Source organism: Bacillus sp. FSL P2-0099, assembly GCF_038007445.1.
GTDB lineage: Bacteria > Bacillota > Bacilli > Bacillales > Bacillaceae_G > Bacillus_A > Bacillus_A mycoides.
This window is the reverse complement of the sequence record NZ_JBBOXE010000001.1, coordinates 4827585-4846592: the sequence shown is the minus strand read 5'-3', so window position 1 is coordinate 4846592 and position 19008 is coordinate 4827585. Positions and strand designations below refer to the sequence as shown.

20 protein-coding genes are annotated in these 19008 nt (G+C 36.9%); 11 read left to right on the top strand and 9 right to left on the bottom strand.

Annotated elements, in window-relative coordinates:
* Positions 1–130: 130 nt before the first annotated feature.
* The gene (locus tag MKY90_RS25240) at positions 131–484 is read left to right on the top strand and encodes a YxeA family protein (RefSeq protein ID WP_078203758.1); all 354 of its coding nucleotides are present in this window, start codon (positions 131–133) and stop codon (positions 482–484) included.
* 30 nt (positions 485–514) lie between these two features.
* Here the strand turns inward: MKY90_RS25240 and MKY90_RS25235 are convergent, their stop codons facing one another.
* Positions 515–976 carry a DUF523 domain-containing protein gene (locus MKY90_RS25235; RefSeq protein WP_002089319.1) on the bottom strand — a complete coding sequence of 154 codons (462 nt, stop codon included), beginning with the start codon at positions 974–976 and terminating at the stop codon, positions 515–517.
* A gap of 231 nt (positions 977–1207) precedes the next feature.
* On the opposite strand from MKY90_RS25235, the gene MKY90_RS25230 reads away from it, so the two are divergent.
* Positions 1208–2089: a helix-turn-helix domain-containing protein gene (locus tag MKY90_RS25230; protein ID WP_088291200.1), complete on the top strand. Its 882-nt coding sequence runs from the start codon at positions 1208–1210 to the stop codon at positions 2087–2089.
* A 16-nt stretch (positions 2090–2105) separates the two neighbouring features.
* Here MKY90_RS25230 and MKY90_RS25225 read toward each other — a convergent pair whose 3' ends face one another.
* From MKY90_RS25225 to MKY90_RS25215, 3 genes are all read right to left on the bottom strand, one after another.
* Positions 2106–3353: an MFS transporter gene (locus tag MKY90_RS25225; protein WP_002015879.1), complete on the bottom strand. Its 1248-nt coding sequence runs from the start codon at positions 3351–3353 to the stop codon at positions 2106–2108.
* A gap of 328 nt (positions 3354–3681) precedes the next feature.
* Complete coding sequence (locus tag MKY90_RS25220; protein WP_002167457.1) at positions 3682–4158, bottom strand: GyrI-like domain-containing protein; 477 nt, start codon at positions 4156–4158, stop codon at positions 3682–3684.
* Between the two features lie 165 nt (positions 4159–4323).
* A complete protein-coding gene (locus tag MKY90_RS25215) occupies positions 4324–5313 on the bottom strand; it encodes an NAD(P)/FAD-dependent oxidoreductase (protein ID WP_033734311.1) in 990 nt (329 codons plus the stop codon).
* 461 nt (positions 5314–5774) lie between these two features.
* Here MKY90_RS25215 and MKY90_RS25210 point away from each other — a divergent pair, with 461 nt between their 5' ends.
* The 5 genes from MKY90_RS25210 (at position 5775) to pepA (ending at position 10327) form a co-directional block, all read left to right on the top strand.
* Complete coding sequence (locus tag MKY90_RS25210; protein ID WP_002067919.1) at positions 5775–6983, top strand: NAD(P)/FAD-dependent oxidoreductase; 1209 nt, start codon at positions 5775–5777, stop codon at positions 6981–6983.
* Between the two features lie 120 nt (positions 6984–7103).
* Positions 7104–7610 (top strand): NUDIX hydrolase, encoded by a 507-nt coding sequence (locus MKY90_RS25205; RefSeq protein ID WP_002015875.1) that lies wholly within the window; start codon positions 7104–7106, stop codon positions 7608–7610.
* The gene (locus MKY90_RS25200; RefSeq protein ID WP_002089308.1) at positions 7607–7924 is read left to right on the top strand and encodes a YuiB family protein; all 318 of its coding nucleotides are present in this window, start codon (positions 7607–7609) and stop codon (positions 7922–7924) included. The genes MKY90_RS25205 and MKY90_RS25200 overlap by 4 nt, the downstream gene beginning before the upstream one ends.
* Before the next feature lie 86 nt (positions 7925–8010).
* Positions 8011–8637 (top strand): 3D domain-containing protein, encoded by a 627-nt coding sequence (locus MKY90_RS25195; RefSeq protein WP_002129706.1) that lies wholly within the window; start codon positions 8011–8013, stop codon positions 8635–8637.
* A gap of 205 nt (positions 8638–8842) precedes the next feature.
* Positions 8843–10327, top strand: a complete 1485-nt coding sequence (pepA, locus tag MKY90_RS25190) for a cytosol aminopeptidase (protein ID WP_098168725.1) — start codon at positions 8843–8845, stop codon at positions 10325–10327.
* A gap of 168 nt (positions 10328–10495) precedes the next feature.
* Here pepA and cdaS read toward each other — a convergent pair whose 3' ends face one another.
* A complete protein-coding gene (gene cdaS / locus MKY90_RS25185) occupies positions 10496–11101 on the bottom strand; it encodes a sporulation-specific diadenylate cyclase CdaS (protein WP_002067925.1) in 606 nt (201 codons plus the stop codon).
* Positions 11102–11244: 143 nt separating this feature from the next.
* Here cdaS and MKY90_RS25180 point away from each other — a divergent pair, with 143 nt between their 5' ends.
* Both MKY90_RS25180 and galU read left to right on the top strand, forming a co-directional pair.
* Positions 11245–12969 carry a phospho-sugar mutase gene (locus MKY90_RS25180; RefSeq protein WP_098168726.1) on the top strand — a complete coding sequence of 575 codons (1725 nt, stop codon included), beginning with the start codon at positions 11245–11247 and terminating at the stop codon, positions 12967–12969.
* Between the two features lie 152 nt (positions 12970–13121).
* Complete coding sequence (gene galU / locus MKY90_RS25175; RefSeq protein WP_002015869.1) at positions 13122–14009, top strand: UTP--glucose-1-phosphate uridylyltransferase GalU; 888 nt, start codon at positions 13122–13124, stop codon at positions 14007–14009.
* Positions 14010–14054: 45 nt separating this feature from the next.
* On the opposite strand, the gene MKY90_RS25170 is transcribed toward galU, so the two are convergent.
* Positions 14055–14648 (bottom strand): biotin transporter BioY, encoded by a 594-nt coding sequence (locus tag MKY90_RS25170; RefSeq protein ID WP_098168727.1) that lies wholly within the window; start codon positions 14646–14648, stop codon positions 14055–14057.
* Between the two features lie 50 nt (positions 14649–14698).
* Entirely contained in the window at positions 14699–15442 is a 744-nt protein-coding gene (locus tag MKY90_RS25165; protein WP_002129698.1) for a DUF3298 and DUF4163 domain-containing protein, read from the bottom strand.
* A 96-nt stretch (positions 15443–15538) separates the two neighbouring features.
* On the opposite strand from MKY90_RS25165, the gene MKY90_RS25160 reads away from it, so the two are divergent.
* The gene (locus tag MKY90_RS25160) at positions 15539–15922 is read left to right on the top strand and encodes a hotdog fold thioesterase (protein WP_002034550.1); all 384 of its coding nucleotides are present in this window, start codon (positions 15539–15541) and stop codon (positions 15920–15922) included.
* Between the two features lie 39 nt (positions 15923–15961).
* On the opposite strand, the gene MKY90_RS25155 is transcribed toward MKY90_RS25160, so the two are convergent.
* Both MKY90_RS25155 and MKY90_RS25150 read right to left on the bottom strand, forming a co-directional pair.
* Complete coding sequence (locus MKY90_RS25155) at positions 15962–17338, bottom strand: glycine--tRNA ligase (protein ID WP_002015863.1); 1377 nt, start codon at positions 17336–17338, stop codon at positions 15962–15964.
* A 345-nt stretch (positions 17339–17683) separates the two neighbouring features.
* Complete coding sequence (locus tag MKY90_RS25150; RefSeq protein WP_002067938.1) at positions 17684–18397, bottom strand: DNA alkylation repair protein; 714 nt, start codon at positions 18395–18397, stop codon at positions 17684–17686.
* A gap of 118 nt (positions 18398–18515) precedes the next feature.
* On the opposite strand from MKY90_RS25150, the gene MKY90_RS25145 reads away from it, so the two are divergent.
* Positions 18516–18983, top strand: coding sequence for a hypothetical protein (locus tag MKY90_RS25145; protein WP_002034556.1), 468 nt, complete (start codon positions 18516–18518; stop codon positions 18981–18983).
* Positions 18984–19008: the final 25 nt, after the last annotated feature.

Below are 19008 nucleotides of genomic sequence, written 5' to 3'. Positions count from 1 at the left end.
AAAAAACACTGATTAAAGTTTTAATTTACTATCTTACAAAAGTGTAATGTTTATGTCATGTTTTTGAATTTCTTCTTTAAAGCGAAGGCCTTAAGATAACAATATAAGAAAAACATATGAGGTGAAGGAATTGAAAAGATATATTGCACTTTTTAGTATTTTAGTTGTATTTGCAAGTCTATTAGTTGGCTGTGATTTAAACCGTATGGGTAAAGATGAGTACTACGTTCAAATTACTACTGATGGAATCGAAAAGAATGAAAAAGCTGATAGTGGTCAGCCGCACAAATCATTCGAGTATAAGCTACCTGCATTTGATAAGGATGGTAAAGAAAAAGAAATGGAATTTACCGCTGCGAAAAATCTTCGTAAAGAAGCATTTTTGCGTGTATTCCACTCAGATGAAAAAGGTGTAACTGCTTGGGAAGAAGTGAAAAAGGACGAGCTTCCTGCGAAAGTGAAAGAAAAATTAGGTGTGAAATAAGACAGATGGAAAAGGAATTGACGAACAGGGTCAATTCCTTTTTTTACTTTCAAAATCCTCTTCTGAAATGACTTTAAATCCGTGTCTTTTAAATAAAGCAGTTGTCACTCCGTAACCAGTTTGTTTATTGCCGTTAAATTCCCCTGTGTAAATAGTAGAACTACCACAAGATGGACTGCGTTCTTTTAAAATTATATATTCTGGGTTTAAATCTTTTATTTGTTCTAATGCTTTATAAGCACCACGCACGAAAGCTTCCGTGACATCTTGTCCTTCTTTCGTCATTACTTTTGCTTTTCCATCTAAAACATCATCGCCATTACCGCCGATAATTTCAGCAGAAGGGCGTGGTGTTGGTAAACCGCCTAATACTTCGGGACAAACGAGGATGGTGTCTTCCCTTTGTAATAACTCTTCTATTTGTGAAACGAGATTATCGTTACCGTCATAACGACAAGCGATACCACCTAAACAAGCACTAATTACAATCATATTTTCATCTCCAATAAAGTGAAAATTTAATCAGTGGGGGTTTTGTCCATCCCCCACTGATTATTAGTTGAACCAATCGGGCTTTTACGGGCAGTTGATCTCCCACCTAACCTCCTCGCATTCGCCGAATCTGGAGGTGGGAGTCTTACTGCCCGTTAATGCGGGATAAAAAATATTAAATATCACGCCAATTTCTCTTCCTATTTCTTACCTATAAGTGAGGTGATAAAAATGGGAAGCTTATATAATTTAATGAAACCATATAGTCAATTTCGAAGTAAAGAAGAGTTTAATACATATCAAAAACAAGTTTTGAAGTGCTATCGATTTCAATTGAATAAAACGGATTCTATCATTATTCATTTTTTAGGAAAGTATGCAGTGAATGAGAAAAAGAAAACAGTAGGAGTTGCTTGTCCGTTAATGGAGACGATTGCTACAAATGTTGGAAAGAGTATTCGTACGGTACGCCGCTCGATTGCAAAGTTAGAAGAACTAGGGATTATAAAACGTATTGCAACAAAAGAAAGATATAAGCGCGGCGGGTATAGTGCAAACTTATATGTATTTCTTAAATCTGCAATTGACCGCATGGATGACCGTATGAAAATGTCCGCATGTGAAAGTGATGATCGTACAGATGGCTGTAGTGGAAACGAGCAAAAAAATGAGGGGGAAACAATTCTTTCTAAAAACATTCCACAAATAAAAGAGAAAAGAAAAGTAACGTACGAGCTTGATGAAACGTATTGTCGTCACGATATACCGAAGCCTTTTATATACGCACTGGTGCCGATGACGAGTAATCCGAAGAAGATTAATATATTTTGGAGTAAGGTGGAACTTGCTTATAAAAAGAGCGGATTACTAGAGCAAGGTGCTTTATTAGAGGGGATATTAGCTGATGAAGAAGCGTATGGAAATTTAATTTGGCGGGTGAAAAGTGTTGTGAGAGCGTATAAGTACGGAGAAATTCGTAAAGATGTTGGAGCACTATTGTATAGTACGATGCGAGATTTATTTTTAGAAATTGGATTAGAGTGGGGAGCGGCATTAAGGAGAAGTAAGGGAATACCGTTATTCGATCCATTTAAAAAAGAGTCATGCATATAATACATGACTCTAAGAGCTAATCGAACTTTCTTACAACTGGAACACGAATTGCTACAAATAGTACAAAGACGATAACAGCGATTGCACCACTTTTCATAACCGTTACAATTGGAATGCCTATCCCAAGTGCAAGCGATGTAAATGCGTAAGAGAGCGGAATGAATCCCATCGATGAAAGCATGAGTAAGCTCATAACGCGTCCCATCATCTCTTCTTTTACTGTTGATTGAATCATTGCCATAAGTGGAACGATAGCCATCGCAATTGTAATACCGTAAAACATTCCAGCTAATAACGCTTGCCAAAGTACGGTGCTAAAGTTGATGGCTAGGAAGAATACACCAGACAGTAGCATCATGATAATACAAAATAGACCACGTCTGCGGTTAATGTTTTTTAATCCGACAATGACAGCTCCTATCGCCATCCCGCCGCCAACAGACGCTTCTAAGTAACTAAACTGAAGTGAATCACCGTGCAGAACGTTTTTGACGAAGAGCGGGAAGCCTACTTGCATTGGGCCGATTAAAAATAAATTTAAAAAGGCGCTACATATAAGGAAAGTTGAAAGAAATGGTGATTCTTTTACATATGAAATTCCCTCTTTAATAGAAGTAAACATGCCTTTATCTGTTTCATTTTTTTCGGGTACTGTAAATTGTATTTTTTGAACGAGTATCGCTGCGATAATGAGTAGCAGGATTGTAATTGAAAAGATTGTTTCATAGTTCGTAAATTTAATGAGAATACCGCCAAGTACAGGTCCTAAAATGACAGATGCTTGGTTTGTCATTTGAGTAAGTGAATTTGCTTGTGTTAAACGGCTTTTTTCTACAAGTTCAGGCAGAATAGATCCATCTGCTGACCAGAAGAAAGCGTCAGCAAGTCCGAAGAACAAAGCAAACAAAGCAAATGTATATAGTGTTACATCACCGACGATGAACCAGGTGAGAATGGTTGCGACAAGAATAGCGCGAATAATATTAGAGTAAAACATAATATTTTTTTTCGGGAATTTATCAGCTAATGCACCGCCGATAATCATAAAGATGAGTCTTGGAACACTAAGAGCCACGAAAACAATACCGAGTGAAGCCTCAAGGTTTAATGTTTTTGCTATGTACCATGTTTGTGAAAAAGTAAAAAAGGCTAAAGCAAAGCTTGAAAAGAGAGTAGCTGCCCAAAGAAAAAGGAAATTCGTATTTTTTAATAACGGTTTTCCGCTTCCTTCTAAAGCAGATTTATTTTGTTGTAGTTCCTCCATATTGCTTCCTTTCTATGTACCGATTTTAGACTGAAAAACCTATTAACAATCGTTTTATCCCGCGTTAACGGGCAGTAAAACTCCCACCTCAAAATTTGGCTAGAGCAAAGAAGTTAGGCGGGAGTCGGGCTGCCCGTAACCACCCGATTGGTGAAGGCTAATACTCAGTGGGGGATGAACAAAACCCCCACTGAGCATAGTTTCACTTTATACAGTTTCTAATAGTTCTATACTGCACTTTCTCATTGTAGACAATAATAATGAATTTGCACAGTGGCTATTTAACGACAAAAAAGAAGATACCAAAGGGTATCTTCTTTTTTGTCATTCAGGCTAAAGCAATATAAATATCCAATTGTACGTTATTTGGATCAACTGCACTTTCGTCATAAAGCTCAAAGTCTGCTGTAAAAGCACGTGTGTTTTCTTTCGACCATTGCCAAATATATTCCCAAGCTTCACAAACGACTTCAGAAACAGGACCTTTTCTCGTTGTAAATACCGCATACGTAGCAGCAGGTATTGTTAAGGTTGTCATATTTTCAGGAACTTCTTCTAATGAAGAAACAGGCATGCCGATAGTAAATTGATATGTACCAGTTTCATCCGATTCGTAGTTTGAGTAGAAAGCGAATGTTTCTTTTGTTTGTTGATTTGGAATTTGATGCATGATTTTTTCTTGGAAGTAGCGATTCCAAAGCACCGGAATCTTTCCTTCATTTGATGCTTCTTTTTCGTTTGTAGTTGTAATAGAAACACCGATTGCTTGGAAAGCTTCTTTTTTTACGATAATAGGTTCTTTCATTAATAAAACCTCCCTTTATTAAACGAAACGTACGTTCTGTTTTATTGTAACATATTTTGGAAAGAAGTAGTGTTTTTTATCAAATTGCGATGTATTTTAGTTAGGAAAAAGAGAGAGTATGAAAAGAACTCCTTTCATGTAAAAGGAGTTCTTTTCGTTTCTATATTAAAACATACTTGAGCTATGCATTGGTTGAAGTTTTGCGTTTGGATCGAAGTAAGCTTTTGCATTGTTTACTGCTGTCGGTGCTTCACCAAAGCCGCAAGCAATGAGTTTTACTTTTCCTTCATATGTACAAATGTCACCAGCAGCGTAAATGCCAGGAATATTTGTTTCCATTTTTGAGTTCACGAGGATGCTGTTCTTTTGAATATCTAAGCCCCAATTTTTAATTGGACCAAGCGAAGAAACGAAGCCATAGTTTACGATTACGTCATCAACATCGATGATAACTTTTTCTTCTGTTTTTACGTGCTGAAGGACAACTTGTTCAATCGTGTCATCACCGATGAGTTCAACTGGAACGTAAGGTGTGCTTACTTCTGCACGGGAATTCATTAAGCTTTCTACGCTATGTTCATGTGCACGGAATTTATCACGGCGATGAACAATTGTAACTTTGTCCGCGATCGTTTCTAACATCATTGTCCAATCTACTGCTGAGTCACCGCCGCCGAATACAACGACGCGTTTTCCAGCAAATTTATTCATATCATCAACGAAATAATGTAAGTTTTTCTTTTCGTATTTTGCTGTGCCTTCTAATTCTAAGCGGCGTGGTTGGAAAGCACCATTGCCAGCAGTAATGATGACAGATTTAGAGTAGTGAGTTTGTTTATTTGTAACAAGTTTAAATATACCGTCAGCTTGTTTTTCAAGCGTATCAACAGCTTCTTCTAAGCAAATAGTTGGATCGAACTTTTTCATTTGCTCTTTTAAGTTATCAACTAACTCTTGTGCACGCACTTTTGGGAATCCAGCTACATCATAAATATATTTTTCGGGATATAGTGCGGATAATTGCCCTCCAAGTTGAGGTAAGCTTTCAATGATTTTTACACTTGCTTGTCTCATTCCGCCATAAAATGCAGTGAATAGTCCTGTTGGGCCACCACCAATAATCGTTATGTCGTAAACTTTTTGATTTTCTGTCACTTTCATTCCCCCTATAGATGGAATTTTAATATTGATTTCATATATTGTTCATATGTACACGAAAATCCTGCAAATGATGACACTTTCAAATAAATGATAGCATATTTGAGTTAATAATACTTCTGAAAACGACTGAATAATAAGTAAGTTTGCGTATAGATGTTTTAGAATCGTATAAAATACAACGGAAGGAAAATACATGAAAAAAAGGCTAAAAAACCCTTGAAAACGCTATGTTATTTTAAAATATCGATAATTCTCTAGGTGCTTGAATTATGGAATGAAACCGACTAATATAGGGAAGTATTATGTTAAATTTCTATGACAAATTTCGTACGATTTTTTGACTGCGTTTTGTTATGATATAGAATGTGATAAATTCCACATTCTTGACAAATAGAGTTTTTAGTACTTGGTATTATTTTTTATTACTATTATATAAAGAAAAGGGTTGTGATTTAGTGAAGACTCCAAAAATCGTAGTTTTAGGTGCAGGTTATGGCGGGATGATTACGACTGTTCGTCTGCAAAAAACATTATCTGTAAGTGAAGCTGAAATTACGTTAGTAAACAACAACAGCTATCACTACCAAGCAACTTGGTTACATGAGAGTGCAGCTGGTACATTACAAGATGATAAAATCTGTCTAGATATTCAAGACGTTATCGATACAAATAAAGTGAACTTTGTACAAGATACAGTAGTAGAGATTAAAGCTGCTGAAAAACGTATTATCTTAAAAGATGGTGAATTAGAGTATGATTACTTAGTAATCGGTCTTGGTTTCGAATCAGAAACGTTCGGAATTAAAGGATTAAAAGAGCATGCATTCTCAATCACTAACATTAATGCAACTCGTCAAATTCGTGAGCATATGGAAGAAAAATTCGCTCAATATGCGACTGAAAAACGTGATGAGTTAGTAACAATCGTTGTTGGTGGCGCTGGATTTACTGGTATCGAGTACGTAGGTGAGCTTGCAAACCGTATTCCTGAACTTTGCAAAGAGTACGATGTTCCACGTGAAAAAGCACGTATCATCTGTGTAGAAGCTGCTCCAACAGCACTTCCTGGTTTCGATCCAGCATTAGTAGAGTACGCTGTAAAACAACTTGAGAAAAAAGGTGTAGAATTCCGCATCGGTACAGCAATTAAGGAAGCAACTGAAGAAGGTATTATCGTTGCCAACGGTGATGATGCTGAACTTCTTAAATCTGAAACTGTAGTTTGGGCTGCAGGTGTTCGTGGTAATGGTATTGTGGAAGAGTCTGGATTTGAAGCAATGCGCGGACGTATTAAAGTGGATGAGTACATGCACGCTCCAGGTCATGAAGATGTATTCATGGTTGGTGATGCAGCGTTAATCATCAACGAAGAGATTAACCGTCCATACCCACCAACAGCACAGATTGCAATTCAAGAAGGTTATAATATTGCACACAATTTAACTGTGTTAGTTCGCGGCAAAGGTGAAATGAAAAAGTTCGCATTTGATAATAAAGGATCTGTATGTTCATTAGGTCATGACGATGCAATGGGCGTTGTTATGGGTAAAAAGTTAACAGGTTGGAAAGCTTCATTCATGAAGAAAGTAATCGACAACCGTTACTTATTCTTACTAGGCGGACCTTTATTAGTTCTTAAAAAAGGTAAATTGAAGTTCTTTTAATATATAGTAGAAAAAGCAGAAACGGCTATGAGCTGTTTCTGCTTTTTTCGTATTGAAAATATAGTATAATATATAAAAAAGAAAGAATATTCTGTTCGTTTTGATGGAGGAGGTTATATCATGGGGAAGCGAGGGAAAGTGTGGTTAGCTGTCAGTGGCTTAGTAGCTACAGAAGATGGGAGATGGCTATTCGTTAAGAAAAAATACGGTGGATTGAAAGGGCAATGGTCTTTACCTGCTGGTTTTGTTAATGAAGGCGAGACTGTTGATGAAGCTGTGAAACGTGAAATTTTGGAAGAGACAGGCATTGTTGCTCATGTAAAGGGGATTATTGGTATTCGCTCAGGTGTTATTCATAATGAAATTAGTGATAATATGATTATTTTTCTTCTAGAGCCAGAGGGAGAAGACGTTATCGTACAGGAGAAAGAATTGTCGGAAGTAGCTTTTTTACATCCAGAAAATATTGCAGATGATCAAAATACTTCTGTACTCATCAAATATTTATTAGAAGGAAGAGCAGAGTCGCATTTTGAAATGGACAAAACATTAAATCCAGGAGAGCAATTTGGTTATACGGCTTATCATGTGTTTACGGCGTATGCGAAGGAGAGGGAGAAGAAGTGAGTATACCGGTACTACTTATTTCAATGATGTTGTTCTTTATTTTATTTTTTGGAATTGGATTTTTACTCAACATGATTTTGCGAGCTACGTGGGTAATGGTTATTGTATATCCGATTATTTGTATGCTTATTATTAATAAAGCGAGTGTATGGGACTATTTTTCAAAGCCAAAAGAAACATTTTCTTCATTTGGGACAAGTGTATCGCATTTAGGACACGCAGATGTGTTTATTCTATCTACTGGATTAGTAGGTGCTGCTTTAGCAGGAATCATAATTAAAAAACTTCGAAAAAGTGGATATCAAATGTTTTAATCTCCAATCAATTTGGAGATTATTTTTTTGCATATTCCTTCATCGTATAGGGAATGATTAACGATGAAGGAGTGTGGAATATAAAAATGTTAAAACGATATTGTATTCGCATTATGATGACTTGTTTACTTGCATTCGCATTATGCGTAACATGGCAGGCTTTCACAGGAGTTTCTTTATTAGAGATTATAAAATTATATGAAGGAACAAGTGTAAAAGAAGTACATGCAGCAGAAATTGAGAAAAAAGTTGCTCCGAGTAAAGAAGTGATAAATGCTTTAGAGCAGGCAAATGACTGGTCTAAATATCGTGTTATAGAAATGACTGCAACTGGTTATACATCAGGTATAGAGTCGACTGGAAAGAGGCCGGGGCATCCAGAGTATGGCATTACATATTCAGGTGTTAAAGCAAAAAGGGATTTATATTCCACAATCGCTGCCGATTTACGCGTATTCCCGCTTGGGACAATTCTATTCGTGCCAGGTTACGGATATGGTGTTGTAGCTGATAAGGGCGGTGCTATAAAAGGAAATCGTCTCGATTTATATTATGATACGGTGAAAGATGTTTATAGCCAATGGGGTAAGAAAAAAGTAAATGTGTATATAGTGAAAATAGGAAATGGCAAGTTTTCGGAAGAAGAGTTAACGATGTTAAATCAAGACGAAACGATGCAAGTGTTTCGTGGACAATATTTAAAACAAAGATAGTCTAGTGGCAATAACGCTAGACTTTTTTCTTGTCTTATTTCACCATAGAAGATATTGGAGATAGCATCTTTATCCTGCTATTTGCGGCCGGTAAAACCCCCACTGATTAAAGTTTCACTTTATATGAAATAACAGAATTTAGAATTGTCGCATTTTATCGAAAATAAAGTTATAATGGACGTAGAGAAATTTAGGGGGTCTGAACATGTTTCAAGTACAAAAAGAATTAGTAAGTCATGAAGCGGTAATTGTTGCCTTATTTGAAGAAGATAAAAAGAGTAGCTTTGTACAAGAACTGGATAAAGCGTTTGAAGGACAATTACAAGTTTTATTAGAAGAAAAAGAACTTTCAACTAAGAAGAAAGCCATTTCAAAAGTACATAGCTTAGGAAAAACAAATGTTAAACGTTATTATTTTGTTGGTTTAGGTAAGAAAGAGTCATATACAACGGAAACGTTACGTGCTGCTCTTGGTAAGGCGTTTAAAGCGTTACAAGTAGCAAAAGTACAAGATGCAGCAATCTTACTTGATTCTTTCGTAACAGATAAATTAGATGCGATTGATGTAGCTCATATTGCGGCAGAAGTACAAGGTCTTGGTACATATGAATTACAAACGTATAAAGCAGATAAAAAGGATCGTGTAGAATTAGAGAAGTTTACGGCTATTACAGCAGAAGATACACAAGAAATTGAAGCAGCATTAACGGTAGGATACGTACATGGACGTGCAACGAATTCAGCTCGTACGCTTGTAAATATGCCGCCAAACGTATTAACAGCGACAAAGCTTGCTGAGTATGCAGTTGAATTAGCAGAAAAATACGATATGGATTATAAGGTTCTTGAGAAAGAAGAGATGGAAGAGCTTGGTATGGGTGCATTACTTGCAGTAAACCAAGGATCTACTGAACCGCCAAAAATGATCGCTCTTATTTATAAAGGAAAAGAAGAGTGGAAAGATGTAATTGGATTTGTTGGAAAAGGGATTACATATGATACAGGTGGTTATTCTTTAAAACCACGTGAAGGCATGGTTGGTATGAAAGGTGATATGGGCGGAGCTGCAGCTGTTCTTGGTGCGATGGAGATCATCGGTGAACTTCGCCCAGAGCAAAATGTAATTGCTGTTATTCCATCAACTGACAACGTTGTAAGTGGTACAGCATTTAAGCCAGATGATGTTATTACATCTATGAGCGGAAAAACAATTGAAGTATTAAATACAGATGCAGAAGGTCGCCTAGCGTTAGCTGACGGTATTACGTATGCGAAGAAACTTGGCGCAAATTACTTAGTTGATGTTGCAACATTAACAGGCGGTGTAATTGTTGCACTTGGAAATCATACAACAGGCGCGATGACAAATAATGAAGAGTTGTTTGAACAAGTGTTAGAGGCTTCTATGGAAACAGATGAGCCAATTTGGCAATTGCCGATTTTTGAACGTGATAAAGAACGTGTCAAAAACAGTAAATTTGCTGATTTAAATAACTCACCAGGCCGTGAAGGACATGCGGTTATGGCTGGGACATTCCTTGGTGAATTTGCAGAAGAAACACCATGGGTACACTTAGACATCGCTGGAACATCTGAAACATCAGGAGCACATGATTTAGGACCATCTGGAGCAACAGGTGCAATGGTGCGTACACTTGCAACACTTGTTGAGCGTTTCGGAGAAGAATAATTTTTGAAGAAAAGGCTGTCTCAAATTTTTGGGATAGCCTTTTCTTATTGATATGGTATGACTATTGTCAGTTTTTGTCGGTAAGTCGATATATTTGGAGTTACGGTTGATATAATTTTATTTACTATTTTACCGTTTCCAAAAGTGCTACATAGTGAAAGATTCGTCCTATAAAGAAATCGTATATAACGTCCCGCCTAAAGCGAATGAAGTACGCCCTGTTTCCTCAGAGACAACTAATATAAGTGCATCAATTTTCTCGGATAAGCCAATTGCAGCCCTATGACGTGTTCCTAGCTCAGGATTGATTTCCATGCTTTTTGTTAATGGGAGAATATTAGCTGCTGAGACAATATGATTATTTTTAATGAGAACGGCTCCGTCATGAAGAGGGTTCCCTGGATAAAAAATCGATTCAAGTAGTGGCGCGGTTAAGTGTGCGTTTAATGTCGTTCCAGTTTGAATGAAAGAATCAAGAGCGTCACTTCGTTCCACAATAATAAGAGCACCGTGTTTTCGAGCGCTTAAATGTTGGACAGCTGTAGTGATGAAATGTGAACTTTCCGTATAAGGTGATAAATATGCTTGAATATAATATGTAGCTGCTAACGTCTGTACATTTGTTAACATATGATGAATATCTTCCATTTTACATAAAATACATTCATCTTCTTTATCGATTGCATGCTTCATGTTTGATAATTCTTTTTCAGCAATTTCAATCATCTGCTTTGTTTTTATTTTGAGCTCTTCTGACAAGCCCCATTCTTGCATAATCCTCATTCCCTTTGGTGGAGTATTTAACCATAGTGTATACAAATATTTATAGTAAAATCCTGCTAGATTTTAAAAAATATTGAGATTCAGGTTGTTTTTTTCATATAATGAAGGTACGACAGGCGAGAGGAGATGGAAGTATGAATTGGAAACAAGAATTTAGTCGCTGGCTTTCATATGCAGAATTAGACGCAGAATTAAAAGAACAGCTAGAAAACATGAAGCAAGATGAGAAGAAAATCGAGGATAGCTTTTATAAAAATTTAGAGTTCGGCACAGGTGGTATGCGTGGTGAACTTGGTGCTGGTACGAACCGTTTAAATGTATATACAGTTCGTAAAGCAACAAAAGGATTAGCTATGTTTATTGAAAAATTAGGTGAAGAAGCGAAAAAAAGCGGTGTTGTTGTCGCGTATGATTCTCGTCATAAATCACCTGAATTCGCAATGGAAGTAGCTGCTACTCTTGGTGCACACGGTATTACAACATATGTATTTGAAAGCTTACGTCCAACACCAGTGCTTTCTTTCGCAGTTCGTCATTTACATACAGCAAGTGGAATCGTTCTTACGGCAAGCCATAATCCGCCCGAATATAACGGTTATAAAGTATATGGTGAAGATGGTGGCCAGTTGCCTCCAAAGGAAGCTGATGAGTTAATTAGCTACGTAAATGCAGTAGAGAATGAATTAACAGTTGAAGTTGCTGATGTTGAGCAATTAAAAGCTGACGGTTTATTACATATAATTGGACAAGAAGTAGATGATGCTTATGCAGCAGAATTGAACAATGTCATTATTAATAAAGAGATGGTGAAAGAAGTAGGAAAAGATTTAAAAATCGTCTTTACACCATTGCATGGAACATCAAATATTTCGGTACGCCGTGGTTTAGAAGAAGTTGGATTTACAGATGTAACTGTTGTAAAAGAGCAAGAGTTACCAGATCCAAACTTCTCTACAGTAAAATCACCAAACCCAGAAGAGCACGCAGCGTTTGAGTATGCAATTCGCGACGGTGAAAAAGTAGGCGCAGATGTGCTAATCGCAACAGATCCTGATGCAGACCGTCTAGGTATAGCGGTTCGCAATCACGATGGTGAGTTCCAAGTGTTAACTGGTAACCAAACAGGTGCGTTAATGCTTGATTACTTATTATCACAAAAGAAGGAAAACGGAACGCTTCCAGAAAACGGTGTTGTTTTAAAAACAATCGTAACGTCTGAAATTGGCCGTACAATCGCAAAAGCATACGGTTTAGATACAGTTGATACGTTAACTGGATTTAAATTTATCGGTGAAAAAATTAAACAGTATGAAGAAAGCGGACAATATGAATTCCAATTCGGTTATGAGGAAAGCTACGGTTATTTAATCCGTCCATTCTGCCGTGATAAAGATGCGGTTCAATCCGTCCTATTTGCATGTGAAGTAGCTGCATACTACAAATCACAAGGTAAAACGTTATACGATGGTCTGTTAGAAGTATTTAAGAAGTACGGTTTCTTCCGTGAAGACCTTGTATCGTTAACGTTAAAAGGAAAAGATGGTGCCGAACAGATTCAAAAGATGATGGCAACATTCCGCGGGAATCCTCCGAAAGAAGTAGCTGGTTTAACAGTCGCTGCAGTTGAGGATTATAAAGAAAGCATCATTACAACGTTACAAGATGGAAATAAGGAAGAGATTCACTTACCGAAATCAAATGTGTTAAAATATCAATTAGAAGATGGTTCTTGGTTCTGCTTACGTCCATCTGGAACAGAGCCGAAAATTAAATTCTACTTTGGTGTACAAGATGATTCCTTACAAAATAGTGAACAAAAGTTACTTACTATTAAAGAAGATATTATGAATCGTTTATAATAGAATAGAGTGCTACTGATAGGAAAAGAGGAGAACGGAGAACGGCCTCCTCTTTTCTTGTAGTTTTGTTTGATGTAGAGGATTATTACGAGCGAGTGTTAGAAATTAACACTTTACTAAGAGAATTAGAATGAAAAGCGAGGGTATTTGTCATGAAAAAAGTGAGAAAAGCAATTATCCCGGCAGCGGGATTAGGAACACGCTTTTTACCAGCAACGAAAGCAATGCCAAAAGAAATGCTTCCAATTGTAGATAAACCAACAATTCAATACATCGTAGAAGAAGCAGTAAAATCAGGCATCGAAGATATTATTATCGTTACTGGTAAAGGAAAGCGCTCTATCGAAGATCATTTTGATAACGCATTTGAATTAGAGCAAAACTTATTAGAGAAGAAAAAGTATGAGTTACTTGAAAAAGTACAAGCTTCTTCTAAAATGGTAGATATCCATTACATTCGACAAAAAGAACCAAAAGGATTAGGACATGCTGTTTGGTGCGCACGTAAATTCATTGGTGATGAGCCGTTTGCAGTATTATTAGGCGATGATATCGTTCAAGCTGAAAAACCATGTTTACGTCAATTAATGGACGAGTATGACAAAACACTTTCTTCTGTTATTGGTGTACAAACTGTTCCTGAAGCAGAAACACATCGCTACGGAATTATTGATCCGTTAGAGCAAGAGGGACGTCGTTATCAAGTTCGTAAATTCGTTGAAAAACCAGCGCAAGGTACTGCGCCTTCAAACTTAGCGATTATGGGACGTTACATTTTAACTCCTGAAATCTTTATGTTCTTGGAACAGCAACAAGTTGGAGCGGGTGGCGAAATTCAGTTAACTGATGCAATTCAAAGCTTAAATGAAATTCAACGTGTATTTGCATATGATTTTGAAGGAAAGCGTTATGACGTTGGTGAAAAATTAGGATTCGTTCAAACGACAATTGAAATGGCATTGCAGCACCCAGAATTACGTGATGATATGCTAGTAATGATGAAGAAAGTTTTAGACGAGCAAATGAAGCAAGAGTCTTAATATAATAAACAAGGAGCTGTTCCTATAGGAACAGCTCCTTGTTTATTATGAAATTGTCGAATGAGAATGCTGATAAGCGGAACGACGTACAGCATAGTATATGCGAGGTGCGATAATAGCGCCGATAATTGTAAACGCAATATCCTTTACTGCGAACCACATCATAATCATCCAGGCAGCTTTATAACTCATATTACCACCCATGAAAATATTGACTGCCCCGTACATATAAGTAGTACCGATAATATACGTTAAAATGATTCCGACGAAAGAAGCAATTGCAAAGGTGCTGAATGTTGGTCGTTCTTTTTGTTCTACTAGTTTTCCTGATACGTAAGCAACGATAATAAATGCGATAATAAAACCACCAGTAGGATCTAAAAGTGCTCCAAATCCAGCTTTGAAGTTAGCGAAGATTGGCGCGCCTGCTACTCCAACAAGCATGTAAACAGTCATTGATAATGCCCCAAGTCTACTCCCAAGAAGAAGACCTGCTAAAATTGCGAAAAATGGTTGCATAGATAATGGAATGCCCGCTATTTGTAAGAATGGTGCCCACGATACAATATTTGCACCAATAGCCATAAGAGCGACGAACATGGCAGCTAATGCTAAATCTAAAACATGAAGATTCTTCATAATGTTAACCTCCAGTTGTGTTTAGGTTAACATTATCGTAGCGAAAATATTTACTTGTTGTCAATCAAAATATTTTGATAAGAAGGCTTTAAATAGTCTCTAAGCAATGTGTATGGAATACGAAACTGCGGAATTCCGCTTGAATAAGGAGCAATTTCATATAAAGAGAAATAAATTACAAGATTATCCGGTTCTAAAAAGTAGTGAAACTTTTTAGTGCTCGTTACTTTTTCGACTGCATCAGGAAAATAAATGCTTTCATTTTGTTTAATTTGTCTTACAATCTCTGTGCGAATTATTTCTTTATATTTATCCTCTTGTTGAAATAAATCGTCTAAGTGTAATAATTTTTTTTCGTTTAAATCAAATGTATTTGCCTTCCACGTATACAGTCCGTGCGCTCCGCCTGTATATTGATAGTAATTCACATATAGGCTGAGGAAAGGTGGTTTGTTTAAAGCTACTTTATAGTCAACATTTGCAACGTATGGATGAAAAGGTGTGCTAGATCCTTCTGTTTCCTCATAATATTTCTTCGCTTCTTTTTCTAATTTACTTTTAAATTTAGTAGTAGAGTTTTTGTAATAGGAATTCAGCTTATTTTGAAATTTTGAATCAGAAAAGTTGTGAAAGGAAGGCCTATTAATTTGATATTCTATATAAGGTTTCTTACCTTTTTGCGTTACAGTCTTAACATTGATTGTCAGGTTGGATGCTTTGGCTGCTATTGCACAATTTGGTACAATAGTCAGCAAGGAGAACATAAGCAATAGTATACAAAATTTCTGTTTCATTTAGGTGAAACCTCCTTATATAAGTGTTATAGGTAGTTTGAAATTAAACAGGTAAAATTATACATTTGATCTAAAGTGAGAGAGGTTGAAAACGATATGTCAAAAACTTTAATGGATTCGCTTGGAATTGAGTTGTTAGAAATGACAGAGGATAAAGTAGTTGCTACAATGCCTGTTGATGAACGCACGCATCAGCCGTTTGGATTTTTACACGGTGGTGCATCTGTTGCATTAGCAGAAACTGTGGCAAGTGTTGGCTCATACAATTTAATTGATCAAGAAAAATGTATTTGTTTCGGATTAGAAATTAATGCAAATCATATTCGCTCAAAGCAAGATGGAATTGTAACAGCAATTGGAACACCGATACATAGAGGACAATCGACAATGGTTTGGGATATTCGCATCATTGATGAAAATGATGAGTTACTATGTATATCAAGATGTACAGTAGCAATTAAAGAAAAACGTGAAAAATAGAAAAGAGGCAGCTCTGATGAGCAGCCTCTTTTTTTATAATTAGAACTGGATTTTTTTCTCTAAGAAACCTTTTAGTTCGCTAATTGGCATACGAACTTGTTCCATTGTGTCACGGTCACGTACTGTAACAGCTTTGTCTTCAACAGAGTCGAAGTCGTATGTGATACAGAATGGTGTACCGATTTCGTCTTGACGACGGTAACGTTTACCGATAGAACCAGTTTCATCAAAGTCTACCATGAAGTCTTTAGCTAGTTCTGCGAATACTTCAGTAGCACCTTCAGATAGCTTTTTAGATAATGGTAAGATAGCTGCTTTATATGGTGCTAAAGCAGGGTGGAAACGAAGAACTGTACGAGAATCGTTTTCTAATTGCTCTTCTTCATATGCATCACATAAGAATGCTAATGTTACACGGTCTGCACCTAGAGATGGCTCGATGCAGTAAGGCACGTAACGCTCATTCGTTTGTGGATCGATATAGTTAAAGTCTTCGTTAGAGTGTTCCATATGACGTTTTAAATCGAAGTCTGTACGAGATGCAACGCCCCATAGTTCGCCCCAACCGAATGGGAATCTGAATTCAATATCAGTTGTTGCGTTACTGTAATGAGATAATTCGTCTTCACCGTGGTCACGAAGACGCATGCTTTCTTCAGTCATACCAAGTGAAAGTAACCAGTTTTTACAAGTTTCACGCCAGAATGCGAACCACTCTAAATCTTCACCAGGCTTACAGAAGAATTCAAGTTCCATTTGTTCGAATTCACGTGTACGGAATGTGAAGTTACCAGGTGTGATTTCGTTACGGAAACTTTTACCGATTTGGCCGATACCAAATGGAAGTTTCTTACGCATAGAGCGTTGTACGTTTTTAAAGTTTACGAAAATACCTTGTGCTGTTTCAGGACGAAGGAAGATTTCGTTTGTGCTAGACTCTGTAACACCTTGGAATGTTTTGAACATTAAGTTGAACTGACGGATTTCCGTGAATTCTTGGCTACCGCAATCTGGGCATTTTACTTCATGTTCTTTCATTAAGTCAGCCATTTGGTCGAAAGTAAGACCGTCAACGACCATTTCGATACCTTTTGCGTCTAATGCATCTTCAATTAATTTGTCAGCACGGTGACGAGCTTTACATTTTTTACAGTCGATCATTGGATCATTAAAGTTACCAACGTGACCAGAAGCGATCCAAGTTTTTGGGTTCATTAAAATAGCAGCATCTAAACCAACGTTGTGTGGAGATTCTTGAATGAATTTTTTCCACCAAGCTTTTTTGACGTTATTTTTTAATTCGATTCCAAGTGGACCGTAATCCCATGTGTTTGCAAGACCACCGTAAATTTCAGAACCAGGGAAAACGAAACCGCGATGTTTCGCTAAGTTTACAACTTGTTCCATTGAATACATAATAAAATCCTCCTTTTGAAAGTTAACGTATTTGCGATGACGTGATGGGTACTTTGGAAACGAGCAATATATGCTTTAAAAAACATAAAAAAACGCTCATCCCAAGGCTTAATCGCCTAGGGACGAGCGTTTGCCCGCGGTTCCACCCTAGTTGATACACAAAATGTGCATCCACTTTATCACGTATTGCTCGAGACTGCCGTTTCCTCGCAGCTTCAGGCTTTCACTATCCCTGAATCGCTTTTTATGCAAGTACTTATAAGTCCGTCATCGCTACTTATATTAATAATAATGAACATATTTTAACACGTTCTTTTTTAAATCTCAATAGAGGAACGTGCCCATCTAGGATAGAGTTTCGCCTATTTTTTCGTTATTTATTCCGTAATTTTGCTTAATGTGCTTAATTGCTTCGCGTTTACTTAATGGAGCGAGTTCGTTGTTTTGAACGTATTCCCATACTACATCTGGTTTTGTTTTTGCATATTCGCGAAGGACCCAGCCGATTGCTTTTTGAATGAAAAATTCTTTTGAGGAATGTAGTTGTCCGATAATCCAGAAAAGGAGTTCTTCATCCATTTTTTGTTTATATTTTAGCTGGAATAAAATAGCGGCACGTTGTAACCATATGTTTTCTGATGCAATCCATTTTGGAATATATGCAGAAATTAATTCTGGATGTTTTAAAAAGATAGCACCTAAAAATGTAGGGACGATGCTATCAACAGAATCCCACCAAGATTTTGTGACAATAAGTTCTTCTAAAAATGGGATGTGAGTTTCGTTTATGTGTTTTTTATATTTTTGCATGATATCGAGTGCGGCAGCTTGAAATTCACGTTCTGGTAGGTCCCAAAGTTCACGCACGATAATTTGGAAGTCCTTTTTATCTGGGAGAGTATGTATTTGAATTACGTCTTTCAATAACTGTCTTCTCTCAGGAGTTTGAATACCGAGAAACGGGAAGTGATTTTTCATATAACGTGCCATCGGTTCTGCTTTTTCGGGATTTTGATGAGCTGTAAAATGCTCTTGTAATGCCTTTACAAATGGATGCATAGGTATGTGCTCCTCTCTCATTATCTTTCTCTTCTTATTATACAAAGAGTTTGGTTAAATTTTAAAACATAACTTGCACTGTAATGAAATATGTTGAGAAGAGAGAGGAGAGGATAAGATGGAAGATCAAGGCGTACTAGCAGGTTTCTTTGCTCTTAGTTTTGCGTTTATGCTTGTTATAATAATTTGGGCAATTATTTCGTATTTGTTAACGGCTTTTGCACTTTATACGATGGCGAAAAATGATGGTGCAACTGATGGTGTTCTTGCTTTTATTCCGTTTATAAATAGTAAGATATGGGGTGATTTAGCGAAAGATAAATTACCAGATTTCTTGAAAGAAGAAGCAGGGTGGAAAGTATTTGGCATATATGTTGGATGCTTCATCTTTAATTTCGTACCAATTCTATATATATTAGCAACAGCTGTATCACTTGTACTGTCTATTTATCTTATCTATGCTATTTTGGATAGATACGGAACGAATTCCATACTGTTTACGATCATTCATACAATCACGTTTTCGGTTTTCTTGCCGATTCATTTGTTCATTATTCGGAATGAGCCGGTGAGGTATAACGAGTAGGCGTATCAAAGTTGCCCTGCGGTCG